The following is a 20,514-nucleotide window of genomic DNA, read 5'->3' as shown; positions in this document are numbered from 1 at the left end:
CTCCTCTCTTAGATTATTCGTAAGAGGATGAAAAAACAGTTGAAAATTTCTTCTCAACTGCTTATTTATTTGCAAAATAGTCTTCCTTGGTCAAGACATAATGAACTCTTGTAACGATTCGGCCTTCTTCATGCTGATCCATACAAGCATATGGTTCTGCATGGGAAAAACGCATGCCTGATTTCTCCATGACCTTTCCAGACGCGGGATTAGCCTTATCGTGTAAAGCAACTAACTTATTCATTCCTATCTTCTCAAAAGCTAGCTCAATTACTGTACGATTGGCTTCTGTCGTCAAACCTTGATTCCAATATTTTTTATTGATAATGTAGCCAATAGCTGCCTTCTTAAGAACAGGATCAATCTTGTGCAAGTCAATGGTTCCAATAAAATGACCATTGCTTTTTAGTTCTATTCCCCACCGTCCCAAGGGATTGGCCAAGTAGAACTGAGCAATGTTGTTCTTGGTTTCTTCCAAGCTTTGATTGGTTGGAAAAGTGTAGCGTGTATTTTCTATGTCCGAGGCATAGTCAAACATTTCTTGCGCATCATCCAAAGTTACAGGTCTAAGTAATAAACGCTCAGTCTCCACTATGGGATACTGAGCTAGTTTTAAAAAGATTGATTTCATACTTCTCCTCCATTTAAAAATATTTTCTACCAGTCTAGCATAAAAAAGAAGTTACAACAAGAAGCGCGAACAAAGAATACCAGATAACTGATTCTAGAGCAGAGAGTTTTCTGGTATTTGGAAGCATTTCTAAATGTTTCTTAAAATCAATAATTACATAATTCAGAGTCCTACTGACAATGAAGATTCATCATTTTTTCTTTCCTTTTTTGAATCTAATATTTACTTTTTTTATGACATAAAGAATAAAACTTCCCAAAATATCTAGTCCTATTGAGATTATAAATATTCTAATAAGCCAAAGCAGCCAACGTGTTTGATTAATAAATACATTGATGTAGGCATTTCCCCCATCAATGTAAATAATAAGAAGAAGTAAAAATATTTCAAGAGGAATGCGAATTTTAGCTTTCTTCAGACTAAATTCTTTAAATAAATTTCTGAATAAATTTCTAAAACTGACCTCTCCGTCCGGTTCTGTTTCCCAATATTCCTTGCTTTGAGTTTTAAGATATAAAAGATAGACTACTTCAATAATCAATTGGGGGAAAGCATAACAGTAAAGGAGTGTACTTGTAATACCTAAAACCATAGCAAACTTCCCTAAAAAAGCACCAGTTAACAATACTAACATAAAAATAATGAGAATAGATTCTTGACTGTAGGCACTGGATTTGGCAAAGTAATTTCTCACCGTTCGACTTGCAGAAAAACCGTTTTTCAGTTGTCGCATCAACCAAAAATAGTGATAAATAAAGCCACAAACTGTAGAGAATACTAAAAACAAAATGACTGGTATTGACGATTCATTAAACTCTTGAAAGCCATTATTATTAACTGTGAACAAAATATAACACGTTAGCATTAACGATAAGAAAATTCCTATATACGATAATAGTAATAAAATAGTTGATAAAATTTGTTTACGATAAATAAAACTCATCCCTAGTGGAATCACAGTTGCCACTATAAGATAGACCGAATATAATAAAATAAAATTAAAAAATATGTTCGATGACTTTTGCAGACCAAAATCAATTAGGTATAGCTCTACTCCAAAGATGACTGCTCCTGTAAATGAAATCAACATCATACTTGCAGATGCGCGAGTGTTCGCTAAGCTTTTAAAATATACTTTATTTAAATCTTCAACTTCTTTCACTGTTTTTTCTTTCCTTTTTTGAATCTAGTATTTACTTTTTTTATAACATAAAGAATAAAACTTCCCAAAATATCCATTTCTATTGCATAGATGAACAATTTGACACTCCAGACCAGCCAAATAGGTCGCTTAATGCTCTCATCTGAATAACCACTATAATTAATAATCCCTAATAATATTGCAAAAGCTACCATCTCAAGTGGGATACGAATTTTTGCTTTCTTTAAACTGAACCCCTTAAATAAATCTCGAAAAGTCTCTTTTTTCGTAGGCACATCTTCCCAATACTCCTTGTTCTGAATTTTTAGATATAAAAGGTAGGCAACTTCTGTGATGAGTTGGGAGAAGCCATAGTTAAAAAGTACCGCTGTTAGAATTCCTAAAACTAGCGCAAACTTACCAGAAAGAACACCGCCTAACATGGAAACTGTAAAAATAATGAGAAGAGAATTATTATTGTGGGCACTAGATTTCGCAAAATAATTACCCATTGTTCTATTGGTAGAAAAACCTTTTTTTAACTCTCTTTTTAGCCAAAAATAGTGATAAACAAAACCAACAACTGTACAGATTAACAAAAAAGGAATAAAAATTGGAGAATATAGAGAGAATCCTATAGTAAATTCCTTCGTTGAAATAGAAGTAACTATAATCAAAAGCATCATCAACTGCAGAGAAAAGTATATGACCATATAGACTAGTAGCAGAAAAATTGTTGACAAAATTTGCTTCTTATATACAAAGAGACCAACTAATGGAATGAAAAATGCAATAATAAGGTAGAAACAAGAAATCAAGAGTAAATCAAAGAACCAATTCATAAATGGATTTATTATAGCGATTGTATCAAAATAGTAATAAAAAACGAAAATTTCTAGTGCTAATATAAATACTCCTGTCCATGAAATAACCATCATACTTACAGATGCGCGAGTGTTCGCTAATCTTTTAAAATAAGCTTTATTTAATTCTTCAACTTCTCTAACTGTTTTTTCTTTCACATTAACCTCCTAAATTGACCTAACTCTAAGTCCGTTTAATTAAAAATCACAGCTTAATCAGCTTATTCTAATTTTTCAATAAATTAAAAAATCTATAGAACTCGATCTTTCAATTAAATATCTTTATTTTCTAATTCTTTGTATAACTTTCTCAATATCATGCCGCGTTTAATCAATTTGGTATTTAAAATAGTGTATACAATAAAATATGATGATAAAGTTAATACAAGACTAATATAATTACCTGAACTTATGAAAATAATTCCAGTCACTATTCCTATAATCAAAAAACAGAGCATCGTTATATATAATATTAAAACATTCCTTTTTTCTTGCTTTAAAAAGTTTTGATAGTTTATTAAATCAATTTGAAACTCTTTCAACTCAATGATACGATTTAAAACATAATAAAGGAATAGACTGCTACCAATACTAATGATAATAAAAGCAAAGATTAAAGACAGTATACGAAAATCTGTTGGTACTTCCCCATTTTTACTTATACTTCTTAAAACAATATATAAAACAAGAGCAATTGAACTGTAACCAGTAATAGCAGTTGCTCCATTGATTTTATCCTTTATTGAATATAACAGTTGATGATTTTCATTGCTATAGTAGACAGATTTTCCCTGATATATACCTAGGACAATGAAACTCTTAGTTTTACTTTTCAAAATTTCCTTTCTAAATTATAAGTTTTATACAGTCCATTTATGATTTTTCCTCTTTGGAATACTTTATTATAAAAGAACATAAAATATATAGTCATAAATAAAACTGAAACAACTCCCCATGAAATATTGCCATATGTGATAAAGAGGTATGCAAAGAATATTATAATTAGTGGTAATATGATAAGAGATAAATAGGTAAAAAAGACATTCTTTCGCTCTCTTAACACGAAGTCTCTCATTGCTTTTTCCTCTAATTGAAGTTTTTCAACTTTCCTCTCACGATGGTACGTAACATAACAAACAACAAAGGCTATTATAAAGGAAATCAGGATGCCTATCATTAAAAATTGATATCTTCCCAGAATGGTTAAATAGTATTTGGAATTAACTTTTCCAATTATGACATAAATAATCATGACCATGCTACTGCCAGCAGTTTCCAAAAGAAGTCTTCTTTCTTACTATGTATAAACTAGAATCTTTTTATCAAAATAAACTGGATTTTTATCAATTGTTCCTATAGGAACCATATTTTTTAAATATTTTTTCATATATCATTTTCCTTAGGGGAATATTTTTTGTCTAACATATGAACCACTTTAAATCTCTGTATTGGTTTCGTGTTTAATAACAATAGGGGGAACATAAAAAATAAAATGGCTAAAAACAAAAACAAAAAATTAGAAGTCAATAAATAAACTATAGAAAAAAGCACTGGAAAAAGAAATGCCAATAATATAATTAGATGGCTCTTAACTATATTTTTCTTCTCATTTTTAAGAAAAGTTATCATATCAACGTTTGAAAGCACAAAAGGACTAATAATTAATTCTTCATTCAAAGCTGGTCTGTAGAGGAGTTTTGAGACAATGATCATTAGAAAAAAACCAAAAGTCAAGGGCCAAAAACCACTAAACACCTGAACTTTTGTTATTTCTCTTACAATCACATAAAGGATAAGTGCTACTCCTGTTGAGAAAGCGATAGGAGACACTTTAAACTTTCTTTTAGAATGACCTAAGAACATCTTGTCTGTTTTCTTATCAAAAAAAACTGTTTCCCCTTCAAAATTACCAATGCCTACAAATTCAACGTCCTTTAACTTTATAATTTGCTTTTCGTCCAAGAGAATCTCCTATTTTTCTTATCTGATGCATACTCAAACATTGCTTCCATATCATCCAAAGTTAGAAATCTAAGCAATAAACGCTATGTCTCCACTATTGGATACTGGCTAGTTTTAAAAAGAATGATTCCATACGTTTCTACCATTCAAAAGTATTTTCTATCAGTCTAGCATAAAAAAGAAGTTACAACAAGTTTTTCTTGATTTTTAAAGCGGTTTCATATAGAATAAAATCATCACCTTATTTTATAGATAATTGTGATAAATCATTTACAACCCGTCAATAGAAAGGGAGTTTTTCTCTATGTTAATCGGAATTCCAAAAGAAATTAAGAATAATGAAAACCGTGTCGCCCTCACACCTGCTGGTGTCCACAGCTTAGTCGGTCGTGGTCATCGCGTCCTTATCGAAACAAATGCTGGTCTCGGTTCAGGATTTACTGATGATGACTATCAAAAGCAAGGAGCTGAGATTGTCGCTACTTCTGGTGAAGCTTGGGCTGCAGAGTTAGTCGTGAAAGTAAAAGAACCATTAACTTCTGAATATGGTTACTTACGTGACGACCTGCTTCTCTTCACCTACTTGCACATGGCCGCTGCTCCTGAATTAGCAGATGCTATGCTAGTAGCGAAAACAACGGGGATTGCCTATGAAACTATTCGTGATTCCCAAGGTCAGTTACCACTCCTCGTTCCTATGAGTGAGGTTGCAGGCCGTATGGCAGTCCAAATCGGTGCTCATTTCCTAACTAAGCAAGCAGGAGGTTCTGGTGTCCTACTGGGTGGTGTACCGGGTGTACCTAAAGGGAAAGTAACCATCATCGGTGGCGGTGTCGTAGGGACCCATGCTGCCCGCATCGCTTTAGGATTGGGAGCTCAAGTAACCATCCTTGATATCAGTGCTAAACGTCTCTCCGTTTTAGAGGAGGTCTTTGGCCACCAAATTCAAACTCTCATGTCCAATTCATTCAACATCGAAGCTAGTGTGAGAGATGCGGATGTGGTGATCGGAGCGGTTCTCATTCCTGGTGCCAAGGCACCAAAATTGGTGACAGATGAGATGGTCAAACAAATGCGTCCAGGATCTGTCATCGTTGACGTTGCCGTTGACCAAGGTGGCGTTATCGAGACAGCTGACCGTGTGACAACGCACGATGAGCCTGTATATGAAAAACACGGTGTGCTCCACTATGCCGTTGCCAACATCCCTGGTGCAGTTGCCCGTACTTCTACCATCGCCCTAACCAATGTCACTCTTCCTTATATCGAAGCTTTGGCCGAAAAAGGATTTGTACAATCAATTGCTGAAGATGAGGGCTTGCGCCAAGGTGTTACCACTTATCAAGGTTACTTAACCAGTCTTCCAGTAGCCCAAGGTCTCGATAAAAAACATACTCCAATTGATGAACTAGTATAAAAATCTAATTATCAGATAAAAGAAAGAGCAAGTCCACTTGAACTGCTCTTTTTTGCTATTCTGTTTCTTCTTGGACTTCTTCACGCTCTTCATTTTTAACTGGAGCTGGTTCATAAGCTCGGATAATCTGAGCGACAACTGGGTGGCGAACCACATCCTTAGCTGAAAAATGCACAAAGTCAATCTGGTGAATGTTCTTGAGCTTTTCTTGGGCATCAATCAAACCAGATTTGACATTGCGTGGTAAGTCAATCTGGCTGATATCTCCATTGACAATCATCTTAGAATTAAAGCCTAAACGAGTCAAAAACATCTTCATCTGCATGATGGTCGTATTTTGCGCCTCATCGAGAATGACAAAGGCATCATCCAAGGTCCGTCCACGCATATAGGCAAGGGGAGCAATCTCGATAATTTCACGCTCCATGAGACGAGTGGTTTGGTCTTTTCCCAGAATCTGATACAAGGCATCATAAACAGGTCTAAGGTAAGGATCGACCTTTTCCTTGAGGTCACCCGGAAGAAATCCAAGACTCTCACCTGCTTCCACTGCTGGACGAGTCAGGATAATTCGCTTAACCTGACCACGTTTAAGAGCTGTCACTGCCAAAGTAACTGCAAGAAAGGTCTTCCCTGTCCCTGCAGGCCCAATTCCAAAGGTCACATCATGCTGTTTGACACTGTCCACATAAAGTTTTTGACCCAGTGTTTTGACACGGATAGGCTTCCCAGTATTATCCTTGATGATTTCTTCTTCGTAAAGGGCGACAAACTTGTCGATTTCATCGTTTTTAACCATGCTAATTGCAGTCACCACATCTGGCGTACCAACGGTCATCCCACGATTCACCAAGACCATGAGAGCTTGAATAACCTGACGAGCTTCCTCACAGGCAGTCTCTTCTCCCAAAACTTGGACAATCTCCGTACGAGCATGAATCACCACATCAAGCTCTTCTTCCATCAAACGAAGATGGCGCTCATTGGAACCAAAAAGATGAAACAAGTCATCTGGATGACTCAGTTGAATGTCTATTGAATGTTCCTTCAAATAAAGAACCTCTCTAATCCTTTTATTTCTTTTTATTATAGCAAAGGGGTGGAGAAATTACTAGCCCAAACCCAGTGAATCATGCTAGTGTTCTAAGTATTCTTGCCAGATAGCGTCAAAGTCTCCTAGGTTAAAAGAGAAACTGGCATGTTCTTCTAAAAAGCGACTCACCTCATCAAAATCATCGGTGTGTTTTGGGAAGGAAGACTCTTCAAAAGCGAGGTCTGCCAAAATGGCTTTGGGGCTGTTACTTTTAGGGTTGCGCTCGGTCATGAGCCAAGTGTAAAATGATTTTCTCAATTCTTTCTCCTATCAAGACTTTTTTGATGAAACTTTTCTGATTATTAAAAATTACTGGACTTAGCCTCTGACACATAGTGGTTTATAAAATCCGTTTTCGCATCTGTATAGGCGTCTCGATTGTGTTCAAATTGTTTCCACAAACTGAGTTTTAATTCCTGATACGCTTGGGCGATATCTGGATGCTGGCAAAGATAATCTCTAAAATAAATCTCGTTATGATCTCCCGTCATTCGCAAATGTAAATGAAAAACTTTCTCAGCAAATCCCTGCTCTGTATAGCCTTTATTTAGCGAAATCCTGTTAGGATTCTCCGACATCACTAGCCAACCATTCTTCACCAATAAATCCCTAACTCTTGCTAAATCCTCTATTCTACCTACTTCTAGCAGAATATCGACGATATTTTTGGCCCAAATATTAGGGATAGCAGTGCTACCGATATGCTCTATTCTTTTAATAACATTGGCACCCAATATTTTTTTCAGATTTGCTTTTTCCGATTCATACCAGTCTTTCCACTCTGACTTGTACTCTACTAGAAAAATAGGAAAAAGTTGCCAGAGTTCCTCTAAACTCATTTCTTCAAGTTTCTTTTTCATGTCTATAAGGCCTAAATCAACTCTGTCCCAAACTGGTCTTGCTTGATTTTGCCAGCCTTCATCAAGCCACCGAGTGCTTTCTTGAACTGACCTTTAGAAATGCCAAAGGTTGCCTTGATGTCCTCAGGGGATGACTTATCATTTAAGGTCATGAAACCGCCATTGCTTTCCAAATAAGTCAAAATCATCTGAGCATCATTTTCCAACATCTCAAAAGAACGTGGTTTAAGGGAAAGGTTCAAGGTACGGTCCACTTCACGAAAACCAATGACACGCGCATCTAGAACTTGTCCCAAACGTGGCTCTGCATAGCGTTCGCTAGGATGGATAAAGCCAAGCATGTTATTTTCTGGCAGGTAAACAAAAGTTCCTGACAGCTTGAGACGGTATACAATGGCTGGCCAATTTTGGTTCTGCATGTTGTTGTAGGCAGGACGAGCCAGACGTTGGAAATCTTCTTGATAAGCCAAGAGACCCCAGATACGGTCTTTCTTGTCCACTTCAAGACGGATGTAAAGTTGGTCGCCCTTCTTAGGCCAAAGTTCCTTAAGCTCAGGGAGGATATCGAGTGACACAACGATTTCCTTGTCAGGAAGGCCTGTATCCACAAAGACACCCAAGTCTTTACGAACTTCCGTTACAGTTCCCCAACCAAATTGGTCCTGAGTGGCAGTCACTTCTATGGTTGTCAGGCGGAGTTTTTGCTTCATATCCGTGTAGGCAAAACCTTTGACCGTATCCCCTACTGTATGTTGACCTTCTTCCTTAGCAAGAGCATAGGTTTGACCATCCTTTTGCACAAAGTAAAAACGGTCGTTTTCATCGATGATGAGCCCAACGATAAAACTTGCAAGATTTGTATTCATATTTCCTTCTTTCGAATAAAACTCAGCCAGCAATGCCAACTGAGTTTTTCTGTTTATTTTTAGACTTCCAAAAGTTCTTTTTCTTTGTTGGCAGTCATGTCGTCGATGTGTTTGACAGCATCGTCTGTTACTTTTTGAATGTCTTTTTCAAGAGTCTTCAATTCGTCTTCAGTGATTTCTTTTGCTTTTTCTTGTTTCTTAGCTTCGTCCATAGCATCGCGACGGATATTGCGGACAGCCACTTTAGCATTTTCGCCGACCTTCTTCACTTCTTTAGCAAGGTCACGACGAGTTTCTTCTGTTAGAGCTGGGATAACCAAACGAATAACAGAACCGTCGTTAGCTGGTGTGATACCAAGATCAGAGGCATTCAAGGCACGTTCGATGTCTTTCAATGAAGACTTGTCAAATGGTGTTACCAACAAAACACGCGCTTCTGGAATCGTAATTGAAGCGATTTGGTTAAGAGGAGTTTCTACTCCATAGTATTCTACATGTACACGGTCAAGTAAACTTGCATTGGCACGGCCTGCACGGATACCACCAAATTCACGAGCAAGTGATTGGTGAGACTGGGTCATTCTCTCTTTAGCTTTTTCAATAATTGCGTTAGCCATAATCTTTCTTATTCCTTTTCTTCAATATTATTTGAAACTGTTGTTCCGATATTTTCACCAAATACGACACGTTTGATGTTGCCTGGTTGGTTCATGTTAAAGACAACCAAGTCAATGTCGTTATCCATTGAGAGGGTTGAAGCTGTTGAGTCCATGATACGGAGACCTTTATTGATAACGTCACGGTGGGTCAATTCTTCAAATTTAACAGCGGTCTTGTCCTTCTTAGGATCGGCATTGTAAACACCATCTACGCCATTTTTAGCCATAAGGATAGCATCCGCTTCGATTTCAGCTGCACGAAGAGCCGCTGTTGTATCTGTTGAGAAGTAAGGTGAACCAATTCCGGCACCAAAGATAACGATACGGCCTTTTTCAAGGTGACGAAGGGCACGTCCACGGACATAAGGCTCTGCCACTTGTTGCATAGCAATCGCTGTTTGTACACGCGTATCGACCCCAACTTGCTGCAATGAATCTGCCATCACAAGAGCATTCATAACAGTCCCAAGCATTCCTGTGTAATCTGCCTGAACGCGGTCCATACCTGCTTCTGCTGCAGGTTCACCACGCCAGAGATTTCCTCCACCAATAACAAGGGCAATTTCGATACCTAAGCTATGAACTTCTTGAATCTCTTTTGCGATTGTTTGAACTGTTTGGATATCAATCCCTACGCCACGTTCACCGGCAAGGGCTTCACCTGATAACTTAATTAAAATACGTTTATACTTGGGATTCGCCATTTTCACTCTCCTTCTTTTATCCTACCTATTTTATCACAATTTCTAAGATTTTTATAGTATCATGAGCAATTCTTTCAAAAAAATTAGACAGTTAAAAATTCCTCTAAAGCGCTGAGGGCACGCTCTGCAATTTTTTCATAACGAGCCTTCTTATCACGAATACGTTCGCCTTCCAACTCCTTGATGATTCCAAAATTGACATTCATTGGTTGGAAATGTTTGCTGTCCGCATGGGTGATGTAATGAGCTAGACTTCCAATCGCTGTTGTCTCTGGGAAGATTGCTTTACTTTCTCCCTTGAAAAGACGAGCCGCGTTAATTCCCGCAACTAATCCTGACGCAGCTGACTCTACATAGCCTTCCACACCCGTCATTTGACCAGCAAAGAAGAGATTTGGCTGTTTCTTGGAACGATAGGTTTGCTCAAGAAGATTTGGTGAATCCATATAAGAATTGCGGTGCATGACACCATAACGTACAAACTCCGCATTTTCAAGGCCTGGAATCATTTGGAAGACACGCTTTTGTTCTCCCCATTTGAGGTGGGTTTGGAAACCAACAATATTGTAGAGACTACCAGCCGCATTATCCTGACGAAGTTGCACAACCGCATAAGGTGTTTTGAATTCTCCATCACGAGGGCCTGTATAATCGTCTGGATACTCAAGTCCAACTGGCTTCATAGGGCCATAGAGCATGGTTTTAATACCTCGTTTAGCCATGACTTCGATAGGCATACAGCCTTCAAAGTACTTTTCTTTTTCAAAATAATTGAGCGGTGCTTCTTCCGCATTAACCAAGGCTTCATGGAAATCCATAAACTCTTGTTTTGTCATTGGAGCGTTGAGATAGGCCGCCTCTCCCTTATCATAACGTGACTTGAGATAGACCTTGCTCATATCAATGGTATTGACATCGATAATAGGCGCTGCCGCATCGTAGAAATAGAAACCATCGCCGTCATTAAGGGCATGGATCTTTTCAGCCAGTGCATCGCTAGTCAAGGGACCAGTCGCCACAACTGTAATAACATCTGTCGGCAATTCTGTAATTTCATCACGTACTACTTCGATTAGGGGATGATTTGCTACTTTTTCGGTCACCATTTGGGAGAAACCATCTCGGTCCACCGCAAGCGCCCCACCTGCAGGAACACGTGTAGCCTCAGCAGATTCCAAAATAATAGAACCCAGGCGACGCATTTCTTCCTTGAGAAGCCCGACAGCATTAGTCAGAGCATCACCGCGAAGAGAATTGGAGCAAACCAACTCAGCAAAATTGTCTGTTTTGTGCTGGGGTGTTGATTTGATTCCACGCATTTCATAGAGTTTAACTGGAATACCACGTTCTGCGATTTGGTAGGCTGCTTCAGAACCTGCCAAACCAGCACCGATAACATTGATATAAGATTGAGACACGACACTAATACCTCTTTGGGAGTGTGAAGACAAGTTTCACATTGAAAAAGCCAATCGGACTTACTTCGCTTTCGAATTTCCTGGCTCAGGCTGAAAAAGTCCACAGGACTTACTTCGCTTTCGAATTTCCTGGCTCAGGCTGAAAAAGTCCCCCGGACTTACTTCGCTTTCGAGTTTCTTGGCTCAGGCTGAAAAAGTCCCCCGGACTTTTTCACTCCCACAAATCTTTCTAATTTTTTCTTCTACTAGTATAACAAAAAAAGGGAAGAAGGCAAACTTCCCTGTTTAGTCATTTTCTTGATTTTCTTCCCAGTCGTGGTAGGCTGCGTAAAGCTGGCTCTTATTCCACTGGTAAATCTTAGCAACTTCCTTAATAGCTTGGTTTTTCTTCATGCCTTGCTGGATGCGGACTTGGATTTCTAAGAACAAGTCCTCCTCATCTTTTTCCTCCACATCCTGACTGGCACCTTCAACGATGAGAAGGCATTCTCCCTTAAGTGGCGTTTCAGCTATGCTTTCTAATAACTCTAAAATGGTACCTCTTTGGTATTCTTCATAGATTTTGGTCAATTCTCTAACCAAGGCCACCGAGCGGTCACCGTAGACTTCTAGCATATTTTCCAACGTATCTGCTACACGATGAGGCGATTCATAGAAAATCTGAGTTTCAGGATAATCTTTTTTTGAGTCGAAAAATTGCTTTTGCTGGCCTGACTTTCTCGGTAAAAAGCCGTAAAAGATATGTGGCTGTGGCGCTAAACCACTAGCGATCAAGGCAGAAATTCCTGCAGAGGCACCTGGAACTGTGACAACAGCAATATCTTCCTCAATGGCTGCCTTAACCAAATCATGACCAGGGTCTGAGATGCTAGGCAGACCCGCATCAGAAACCTGAGCAATACTTTGTCCTGCTTTCAGGAAACTAATCAAATCAGGAATCTTTTCCTTGGCATTGTGCTCATGAAAACTAATCTGCTTAGTAGAAATATCAAAATGCTTGAGCAAAAGCCCAGTATTGCGCGTGTCCTCAGCAGCAATCCAGTCCACTTCTTTCAAGGTCTGGATAGCTCGAAAGGTCATATCATCTAAATTGCCAATCGGCGTTGCCACTAGATACAGCTTGCCATAGGGAGACTGCCCCTTAAAACTTTTTTGAATCTGCATGCCTACTCCCTGTATAACAACTCGTCACAGAACATACATTCCTCGTCCTGCTCTCGACGTTGTCCATAAAAATCATTACAAACGTGAAATCCATCACGGTAAATGCGACGGACACTTTCACGAACATGCTTAGCCTTGACGGGAGCATCTGCTTCCACCTCACCCAAGCGTTCTCGTAACTTACTATTTTCCAAACGAAGAGCTGTATTTTCCTCTACCAGGCTCTTGAGATTTTTCTTGATGGCTTCAACATCGGCCAAGGTTACCAATAACTGTTGGGAAAAATCGTCCAGCGCGTCAAATAATTCTTTTTTGTCCATAAAACAGCCCTTTCCTTTCTTTATCATTCATTTTTGAGTTTATATTTCTTTCAAGACCAGATATTCCATGGCATTTTGAAAGCTGACATTAGCTTGCCACATTTTTCTAGCTTCTAGCAAATCTTGTAAAATCACTCTTACTCTTGCTTGTAGGATATCTTGTCCACAGAGAACTTCAAGAATCCGTAAAACCTGATCTTGTTTTTCCTTGTCATCTGCCAAGTTGGCTAATTTAGCAACCTGCAGATAACTTTCTTTTTTCTTAGCTACTAACCAAGTCAGCAGGCGTTCACTTTCATCGACCAAGGTCCAAAAACTTGCCTGATTTGCCAACTTTTCTGCTTCAGCTCGCGATTGACTAAACTGAGCTAAAAGAGTCGCTTTTTTCTTAACCAGTCCCATTTGTTCTAATAGCAAGATCAGCTTCTCTTCTTGTTTTTTAAAGTGGAAAATCTGGGTCCGACTTCGGATTGTCGGTAAAATCTTTTCTTCATCGCTTGTCAAGAAGAAAATATAAACCTCACTCTGGGGTTCTTCGATGACCTTGAGCAGAGAATTGGCTGCGTTGGGGTGCATCTTCTCAGCTTGCTCGATAATAAAAACCTGCTGCTGGCTTTCAATTCCTGCTTGGGAAAACTGGCCCACCAATTCCCGAATGCGTTCTGTCTTAATGACCTGATTGACTGGCTTAATCAAAGTGACATCGGGAAACTCTCCCTTTTCAATCAGCTTACAATTTCGGCATTTCTCACATGGTAAAACACCTACTTTATCTGTACAAAAGAGGCTCTTAGCTAAAAATTGCGCCATTTCCAAGCTTCCAAAGAAACCTGAAAAGAGGTAGGCATGATTGAGCTGGTCTTGTTCTAGGATACGGACAAATCGGTCAAACTGATCTGGTTGCCAGGCCTTTAGTTGATCTTGTTTCATTTAGCCAATCCCATTCTATCAAACAAGACAGTCTTGGTAGTTTCCACAACTTGCTCCAAAGGAAAACTAGCATCAATCTTGACAATACGACTTCCTTCTTTGTCCAGAAGAGAAAGGTAACCTTGACGGACTTTTTTATGCAAGTCCAACCCTTCCAAGTCCAAACGATTGACCTCACGATTGCTATTAGCAGCAATGCGAGCCAGTCCTTCTTCCACCTCGATGTCAAAATAGAGTGTCAAATCGGGTTTGAGGCCATCTGTCGCAAACTGGTTAAGCCAGTCAATGGCTTCAATGTCCAAACCACGACCAAATCCCTGATAGGCAACAGAACTATCGATAAAACGATCCATAATGACCAACTTACCAGCTTCAAGGGCAGGGAGAACTTTTTCCACCAAGTGCTGTCTGCGACTGGCGATATAGAGCAAAAGCTCTGTTTTAGCATCCATCTGAGTATGACTTGGATCCAAAATTACTTCCCGAATCTTCTCCCCAATCAAGACTCCGCCAGGTTCACGGGTCGTCAGCACCTCTACCCCTTTTTCCTCTAAAATTGGTAGCAGAGCCTCTAAAACACTGGTCTTGCCTGCTCCCTCTGGTCCCTCAAGAGAGACTAAAAATCCTTTTGACATGTCTAACTCATTTCTTTTTTACTACTTCTATTCTATCAAAAAAATAGGGGTTTGTGACAATCTTTTTGTCTTCTCATTTCATACTCAATGAAAATCAAAGAGCAAACTAGGAAGCTAGCCGCAGGTTGCTCAAAACACTGTTTTGAGGTTGCAGATGGAAGCTGACGCAGTTTGAAGAGATTTTCGAAGAGTATCAACCACCATAAAAGAGGCAGTCAAAGCCACCTCTTATTTACCTAGTTCTTGTGTTCGTTTGTAGGCTTGACCAACTGCCTCCATGACTGTCCCTCGAAAAGCATGTGCTTCTAGGCTTGCTACACCAGCGATAGTCGAACCGCCTGGGCTACAAACTTGGTCTTTCAATACTCCAGGATGTTGCTGACTTTCTAGAACCAATTGCCCAGCTCCTACCACAGTTTGAGCCGCCATTTTCAATGCTGTTTCTCGTGGCAATCCAGTCTGAACACCTGCATCTGCTAAGGCCTCAATAAAGAGATAGACAAAGGCTGGTCCACAGCCTGCAAGACCTGTCGCCGCGTCGATTAAGCCTTCCCCAAGTTCAACCAAGAGACCAGCCTTGGCTAAAAGTTGACAAAAGAGTTTACTGTCCTCAGCCCTGCAATTAGAAGACAAGGCATAACTAATCACTCCTTGCCCGATAGAAGCAGGGGTATTTGGCATCATACGAATAATTCGGTGTTGATTTGGGATAAGACTTGCTAGTTTTTCTAAAGTCAATCCAGCTGCCATCGAAATCAAAAGAAGACTTTCTCTTTTTTCAAGGATGGTCTGGTATTGAGAAAGCAGTTCAGAAAACTGAGCAGGCTTAACTCCTAGAAAAATCACATCTGCTTCTGCGAAGATTTCGTCATTGCTAGAAGCCTGACCGCCAAAGTCGGCGATGAAAGCATCCACCTTGGCTTGACTACGATTGGCAAGGAGAAGGTCATCACCCGTCTTGGCCTGCAAAACAGCCTTGGCCAAACTAGCACCCATATTCCCCAAACCGATAAATCCAATCTTCATCTCTTACTCCCTTATCTGTCCGTCACCAGTAACCACATACTTGTAGCTAGTCAACTCCTTCAAGCCCATTGGACCACGCGCATGCAGTTTCTGAGTAGAAATCCCCATTTCACAACCAAGACCAAATTGGCCTCCATCTGTGAAACGAGTTGAGGCATTGACATAAACCGCTGCTGAGTCCACTTGATCTGTAAAGTAAGCTGCAGCTTCAGCATTTTCCGTCACAATGGCATCCGAATGATGGGTACTGTGGGTTTCAATATGGGCAACCGCTTCTTCTAAACTGCTCACAACCTTAACAGCTAATACATAGTCTAAAAATTCGGTGTCAAAGTCTTGAGCTTCAGCTACTTGACCTGAAACAAACTGGCTTGCTTTGCTATCCAAGCGGAATTGAATTGGTTCCAGTCCAGCTTCTTTACGCTCTGCAACTAGAACTTGCTCCAAGCGAGGAAGGAAGCTTGCTGCTTTGTCTTTATGAACAAGTAGAACCTCCATGGCATTGCAGACAGAAGGACGACTAGTTTTGGCATTGTTGATGATAGACAGAGCCTTGTCTTCATCTGCATCCTTATCCACATAGACATGGACAATCCCAGTCCCGGTCTCGATAACTGGTACAATAGCATTCTCAACCACTGCATTGATCAAACCAGCTCCTCCACGAGGAATGAGAAGGTCTAGATAGTCCTTGGCCTTCATCATGGCATAGCTACTTTCACGGCTGGTGTCTTCCACCAGTTGAATCACATCTGGGTGAATAGTAGTCGTCTCCAAGCCCTTCTTCAAGGCTGTGACAATGGCATGGGCAGTTTGATAGGCATCCTTCCCACTACGAAGAACAACCGCATTTCCACTCTTGAGAGCCAAAGCAGCTGCGTCTGACGTCACATTTGGACGACTTTCATAGATAATACCGATAACACCCATAGCCACACGTTTTTTGGTGATAACCAAACCATTTTCAATATGACTTGTTTCTAAAACTTCACCTATTGGATCTGGTAAGGCAACCACTTCACGAATCCCAGTTGCCATTGCTTCTATACGCCCTGCATCCAAATAAAGACGATCCAGCATCACATCTGAGATTTTACCCTTGGCCGCTTCCATATCGAGGGCATTGGCCGCTAAAATTTCCTCAGTAGCAGCCACTAAGTGATCAGCCATGGCTAGCAGAGCTTGGTTTTTCACGACTTCACTGGCTGTGTTGATTGATTTTTTAACGGCCTGTACCTGTTCAAATTGTTCTTGTGTACTTACCATAGTTTACCTCTAAAATTCTGTAAAGAGTAGTTGGATTTCAGGAGTAATGGAAATCCAGTCATCACGGTGAATCAAGACACCCTTGGCTTTTTGAGAACGCAACATATCCTCCAAAGCAGATGCACCAAATTGCACGCGTCCTTTTCCAAGTGATTTTCCACTTTCCTTGTCAAATACTGTCACGATATCACCGTAAGAAAAGGCTCCTTCTGCGTCAACAATACCAGATAAAAGGAGACTCTTGCCATGTTGAGAGAGAGCTTCTGCAGCACCTTTATCAACCCAAATAGAACCTTGACTCTGAGCATAAAAAGCCAGCCATTGTTTCTGGGTACGAAGTCCCTTCTCTTGGGCAACAAAGTAGGAACCATCCTTGGTCTCCTCAGCCGCCTCAATCATAGCGTCTGACTTCAAGGATGAGCAGATATAAACAGGAACTCCTGATTCTGTCGCGATAGTTGCAGCTTTGATTTTGGTTAACATGCCACCTGTACCATTAGACGAACCAGCTCCACCGGCCATATCGATAATCTCACGATTGATGGTCTCGATTCGCTCCAAGCGTTTGGCTCTTGAGTCTGAATTAGGATTTCCAGTATATAGACCGTCTACGTCTGTCAAGAGGACCAAAAGGTCTGCTTGGACCATGGCTGCTACCTGAGCACTTAGAGTGTCATTGTCCCCGACCTTGAGCTCATCAATAACGACACTGTCATTCTCATTGATAATAGGAATCGCGCCACGGCTAAGTAGAACTGACAAAGCCTGATGGGCATTTTTATAACGGCGCTTATCCACAAAATCATCCTGAGTCAGCAAAATTTGTGCAGAAACGATTTGGCGCAAGAGAAGATTGGTCGTGTATTCTTCCAATAAAAGCCCTTGTCCTACCGCTGCTGAAGCCTGTTTATCAGCAATCTTAGTCGGACGCTTTTTAAATCCTAAGCCCCCAAAACCAGCCGCAATGGCACCTGACGACACCAAAATCAATTCATGACCAGCCTCGTGCAGCATAGCCAACTGTTGGGTAATAGCTTTTACTTTACTACGTGATAAACTTCCATCCTCATTCGTCAGAGAAGAAGTCCCCACCTTAAAGACAATCCGTTTGAATTTCATAGTCTCACTCCGATTCTTCATATTTATCCATTATAACATGAATGGCAGGAAATAGAAAAGAGTTGATAGGAAAAAGGTCGAGACAAGCCATCTCAACCTTTTATCAAATCTAATTCTTTCTCAATCTCTCCAAGGTTTCCTTAAAAATCTCTGGGATATCTGCTGTAAATTCCAAGATCTCACCTGTTCGTGGATGCGTAAATCCTAGAGTCTTGGCATGAAGAAATTGTCCATGTCCTTTTAAAGTCTTGCGAGGACCATAGACTTCATCACCAGCGACTGGATGGCCAATATAAGCCATGTGAACACGGATTTGATGGGTACGCCCTGTCTCCAGTTGTAACTCCACTAAGCTATAATCTCCAAAGCGTTCCGAGACGTGGAAACGAGTCACTGCAGGCTTTCCTTTAGCAGTCACAGCCTGTTTCTTACGATCTTTTTCACTACGGCCAATCGGAGCTTCAATCACACCACGATCATTAGGCAGATTTCCATGAACAATCGCCCAATATTTGCGGAGAGACTTTTTATCCTTGAGTTCTTGGGCAAGTGCTAGATGAGCCTCATCATTTTTAGCAATCATGAGAAGGCCTGACGTATCTTTATCAATACGGTGAACAATTCCTGGACGCAGAACCCCATTGATACCCGACAAGTCCTTAATATGATACATAAGGGCATTTACCAGAGTTCCACTAATATGACCAGCACTCGGATGCACAACCATCCCCTGAGGTTTATTAACAACGGCCACATCCTCATCTTGGTAGATGATTTCTAGTGGAAGATTCTCAGCCACATACTCTAAAACCTCTGGTTCTGGCACATGGTAAGTGACGACATCGCCCTCTTGGACTGTGTATTTAGCTTTCTTGACTTGACCATTGACCAAGACCTGGCCTGATTTGATTTGTTCATTCGCGAGACTGCGTGATAATTCTGTCAAATCCGACAAAGCCTTATCCAAACGCAGGCCACCAGTTTCAATTTTAATTTCCATTTATTTCCTCTTTTAGCATTGCAATCAATAAAATAATCACTCCAACAGTCAGATAGCTATCTGCCACATTGAAAATTGCAAAATTGATAAAGTCCAAGTGAAACATATCCACAACAAAGCCCTGACTTACCCTGTCAATAAAGTTTCCAAGACCACCTGCGATAATCAAGGTCAAACCCAAGACCATCCAGAATGAGTCCTCCATGTGTTTATGTAGATACCAAATGGCACCTACCACGACAACCAGGGTAATGACAGCGAATAACAACTGCTGATCTTGTAAGATAGAAAAGGCTGCACCTCGATTTTGCAGGTAGGTCAAACTAACGAAATTGGGAATCCAAGAGCGTACTTCACCCAGTGGAATCTGCTGGACGATATAGGATTTTACCAACTGATCAAGCCCAATCAAAAGTAGTACAATGACTGCCACTATTCCTCTTTTTTTCATGATTTCCTCTTCTGATTAAAATATTCTTGCATGACTTCTACAAAGAGAGTCCCAGCTTGACTCAGCTCCACTTCTTCACGTTTAACATAGACCATGCGATTATCTAGGTTATCCTTGAGACGAATGACTGTAATCCCATTGACACTGTCACTATCTAAAAATCCGGAACCTGTTGCATAAGCGTCCGTCCGCTCCAAAATACCATTCAAAGTAGCACGATCTGTCACATTGAACATCTGCGAGCTCGCACTGGTATCAACAAAGTTCTCTGAATAATAAAGGTACTCATCTTTCTCTTGAGTGAAACGAACCGTTGGTAGATCAGATAAATCCTCCATAACCAATTCCTCTTTCTGAGCCAAAGGATGCCCCTCGCGGAGATAAATGTGGGTATGGAAGGAAATCAATTCAATGACCTCCAGACCTAGCTTTTCAACCCGTTGCATAATACCTTTTTTATTTTGATTGTTGAGGTAGATAATCCCAATCTCACTATGCCCTTGCGCTACTTCGTCTAAGATTTGAACAGTAGTTGATTCAAAAATACGAAAGTTCTTATAATCAGGATAGCGCTCTGAAAAGGCCGTAATGGTTGGTGGCAAGAAGTCATAGTGCTGACTAGCAATGGAAAATTCATCCTTTTCTTCCTCAGGATTGGCATACTGATTTTGAAAAATATCAAATCCTTTAACCAATTCTTGAGCTTTTTCATAGAATTCCATACCACGACGAGTCAAGAAAGTCCCTGAGCTGGTCCGACGGAAAATCTTAAAACCCAACTCTTTTTCCAAATCACGAACAGAAATAGACAGACTCGGCTGACTGACATACATCTTTTCAGCAGCTTCACGGAAAGTACCACTATTGGCAATAGCCACAACATAGCGTAATTGTTGAATGTTCATCTTCTACCCCCAACTTCTTTATCTTTTCATTATACCATATTTTAGAAGTTTTCCAAAAAAGAAAAAAGTCAGGAAATTTTCAAG

General features: G+C 40.1%; 23 protein-coding genes and 1 pseudogene. 2 read left to right on the top strand and 22 right to left on the bottom strand.

Annotated features, from left to right (window positions below; translation table 11 throughout):
* Positions 1-61: 61 nt before the first annotated feature.
* The 5 genes from LG372_RS00515 to LG372_RS00495 all read right to left on the bottom strand — a co-directional run bounded on the left by LG372_RS00515 (position 62) and on the right by LG372_RS00495 (position 4,597).
* On the bottom strand, positions 62-631 hold the full coding sequence (locus LG372_RS00515) for a GNAT family N-acetyltransferase (RefSeq protein WP_023947748.1): 570 nt from the start codon (positions 629-631) through the stop codon (positions 62-64).
* Positions 632-821: 190 nt separating this feature from the next.
* Positions 822-1,793 (bottom strand): hypothetical protein, encoded by a 972-nt coding sequence (locus LG372_RS00510; RefSeq protein ID WP_225741847.1) that lies wholly within the window; start codon positions 1,791-1,793, stop codon positions 822-824.
* On the bottom strand, positions 1,790-2,794 hold the full coding sequence (locus LG372_RS00505; RefSeq protein ID WP_225741846.1) for a hypothetical protein: 1,005 nt from the start codon (positions 2,792-2,794) through the stop codon (positions 1,790-1,792). Before LG372_RS00505 ends, LG372_RS00510 begins: the two co-directional genes overlap by 4 nt.
* A gap of 113 nt (positions 2,795-2,907) precedes the next feature.
* A complete protein-coding gene (locus LG372_RS00500) occupies positions 2,908-3,471 on the bottom strand; it encodes a hypothetical protein (protein ID WP_225741845.1) in 564 nt (187 codons plus the stop codon).
* 547 nt (positions 3,472-4,018) lie between these two features.
* Entirely contained in the window at positions 4,019-4,597 is a 579-nt protein-coding gene (locus LG372_RS00495) for a hypothetical protein (RefSeq protein WP_023947756.1), read from the bottom strand.
* Between the two features lie 304 nt (positions 4,598-4,901).
* Between LG372_RS00495 and ald the strand changes: the two genes are divergently transcribed.
* Positions 4,902-6,014, top strand: coding sequence for an alanine dehydrogenase (gene ald / locus LG372_RS00490; protein WP_225741844.1), 1,113 nt, complete (start codon positions 4,902-4,904; stop codon positions 6,012-6,014).
* 55 nt (positions 6,015-6,069) lie between these two features.
* Here ald and LG372_RS00485 read toward each other — a convergent pair whose 3' ends face one another.
* The 17 genes from LG372_RS00485 to LG372_RS00405 form a co-directional block, all read right to left on the bottom strand.
* Positions 6,070-7,065: a PhoH family protein gene (locus LG372_RS00485; RefSeq protein WP_049535376.1), complete on the bottom strand. Its 996-nt coding sequence runs from the start codon at positions 7,063-7,065 to the stop codon at positions 6,070-6,072.
* A gap of 84 nt (positions 7,066-7,149) precedes the next feature.
* Positions 7,150-7,365: a YozE family protein gene (locus tag LG372_RS00480; RefSeq protein ID WP_001232089.1), complete on the bottom strand. Its 216-nt coding sequence runs from the start codon at positions 7,363-7,365 to the stop codon at positions 7,150-7,152.
* Between the two features lie 44 nt (positions 7,366-7,409).
* Complete coding sequence (locus LG372_RS00475; RefSeq protein WP_042751346.1) at positions 7,410-7,967, bottom strand: GrpB family protein; 558 nt, start codon at positions 7,965-7,967, stop codon at positions 7,410-7,412.
* Positions 7,968-7,978: 11 nt separating this feature from the next.
* Complete coding sequence (cvfB, locus tag LG372_RS00470; protein WP_045606314.1) at positions 7,979-8,833, bottom strand: RNA-binding virulence regulatory protein CvfB; 855 nt, start codon at positions 8,831-8,833, stop codon at positions 7,979-7,981.
* Between the two features lie 59 nt (positions 8,834-8,892).
* Complete coding sequence (gene frr / locus LG372_RS00465; RefSeq protein ID WP_001262225.1) at positions 8,893-9,450, bottom strand: ribosome recycling factor; 558 nt, start codon at positions 9,448-9,450, stop codon at positions 8,893-8,895.
* A gap of 8 nt (positions 9,451-9,458) precedes the next feature.
* Positions 9,459-10,196: a UMP kinase gene (pyrH, locus tag LG372_RS00460; RefSeq protein WP_000002996.1), complete on the bottom strand. Its 738-nt coding sequence runs from the start codon at positions 10,194-10,196 to the stop codon at positions 9,459-9,461.
* An 83-nt stretch (positions 10,197-10,279) separates the two neighbouring features.
* Entirely contained in the window at positions 10,280-11,614 is a 1,335-nt protein-coding gene (gene trmFO, locus LG372_RS00455; RefSeq protein ID WP_225741843.1) for a methylenetetrahydrofolate--tRNA-(uracil(54)-C(5))-methyltransferase (FADH(2)-oxidizing) TrmFO, read from the bottom strand.
* A gap of 285 nt (positions 11,615-11,899) precedes the next feature.
* Positions 11,900-12,778 (bottom strand): 16S rRNA (cytidine(1402)-2'-O)-methyltransferase, encoded by an 879-nt coding sequence (gene rsmI, locus LG372_RS00450; protein ID WP_225741842.1) that lies wholly within the window; start codon positions 12,776-12,778, stop codon positions 11,900-11,902.
* Between the two features lie 2 nt (positions 12,779-12,780).
* Entirely contained in the window at positions 12,781-13,098 is a 318-nt protein-coding gene (yabA, locus tag LG372_RS00445; protein WP_000358228.1) for a DNA replication initiation control protein YabA, read from the bottom strand.
* A 39-nt stretch (positions 13,099-13,137) separates the two neighbouring features.
* On the bottom strand, positions 13,138-14,028 hold the full coding sequence (locus tag LG372_RS00440; RefSeq protein ID WP_125415934.1) for a DNA polymerase III subunit delta': 891 nt from the start codon (positions 14,026-14,028) through the stop codon (positions 13,138-13,140).
* Complete coding sequence (tmk, locus tag LG372_RS00435) at positions 14,025-14,663, bottom strand: dTMP kinase (protein WP_042751350.1); 639 nt, start codon at positions 14,661-14,663, stop codon at positions 14,025-14,027. Before tmk ends, LG372_RS00440 begins: the two co-directional genes overlap by 4 nt.
* Before the next feature lie 228 nt (positions 14,664-14,891).
* Positions 14,892-15,689, bottom strand: coding sequence for a pyrroline-5-carboxylate reductase (gene proC / locus LG372_RS00430; protein WP_225741841.1), 798 nt, complete (start codon positions 15,687-15,689; stop codon positions 14,892-14,894).
* 3 nt (positions 15,690-15,692) lie between these two features.
* Complete coding sequence (locus LG372_RS00425) at positions 15,693-16,955, bottom strand: glutamate-5-semialdehyde dehydrogenase (protein ID WP_225741840.1); 1,263 nt, start codon at positions 16,953-16,955, stop codon at positions 15,693-15,695.
* 9 nt (positions 16,956-16,964) lie between these two features.
* Positions 16,965-18,074 (bottom strand): glutamate 5-kinase, encoded by a 1,110-nt coding sequence (gene proB / locus LG372_RS00420; RefSeq protein ID WP_225741839.1) that lies wholly within the window; start codon positions 18,072-18,074, stop codon positions 16,965-16,967.
* A gap of 109 nt (positions 18,075-18,183) precedes the next feature.
* Positions 18,184-19,074 carry an RluA family pseudouridine synthase gene (locus LG372_RS00415; RefSeq protein ID WP_225741838.1) on the bottom strand — a complete coding sequence of 297 codons (891 nt, stop codon included), beginning with the start codon at positions 19,072-19,074 and terminating at the stop codon, positions 18,184-18,186.
* Positions 19,064-19,525: a signal peptidase II gene (gene lspA / locus LG372_RS00410; protein ID WP_000745686.1), complete on the bottom strand. Its 462-nt coding sequence runs from the start codon at positions 19,523-19,525 to the stop codon at positions 19,064-19,066. The genes LG372_RS00415 and lspA overlap by 11 nt, the downstream gene beginning before the upstream one ends.
* Entirely contained in the window at positions 19,522-20,430 is a 909-nt protein-coding gene (locus tag LG372_RS00405) for a LysR family transcriptional regulator (RefSeq protein ID WP_203180617.1), read from the bottom strand. The genes lspA and LG372_RS00405 overlap by 4 nt, the downstream gene beginning before the upstream one ends.
* On the opposite strand from LG372_RS00405, the pseudogene LG372_RS00400 reads away from it, so the two are divergent.
* Positions 20,423-20,497: pseudogene (locus LG372_RS00400) on the top strand (AraC family transcriptional regulator); the annotation flags it as partial. The gene LG372_RS00405 and the pseudogene LG372_RS00400 overlap by 8 nt on opposite strands.
* Positions 20,498-20,514: the final 17 nt, after the last annotated feature.

It is taken from the genome of Streptococcus sp. Marseille-Q5112 (genome assembly GCF_916700555.1).
Lineage (GTDB): Bacteria > Bacillota > Bacilli > Lactobacillales > Streptococcaceae > Streptococcus > Streptococcus symci.
The sequence above is the reverse complement of the archived record's forward strand: the minus strand, read 5'-3'. Positions and strand labels throughout refer to the sequence as shown.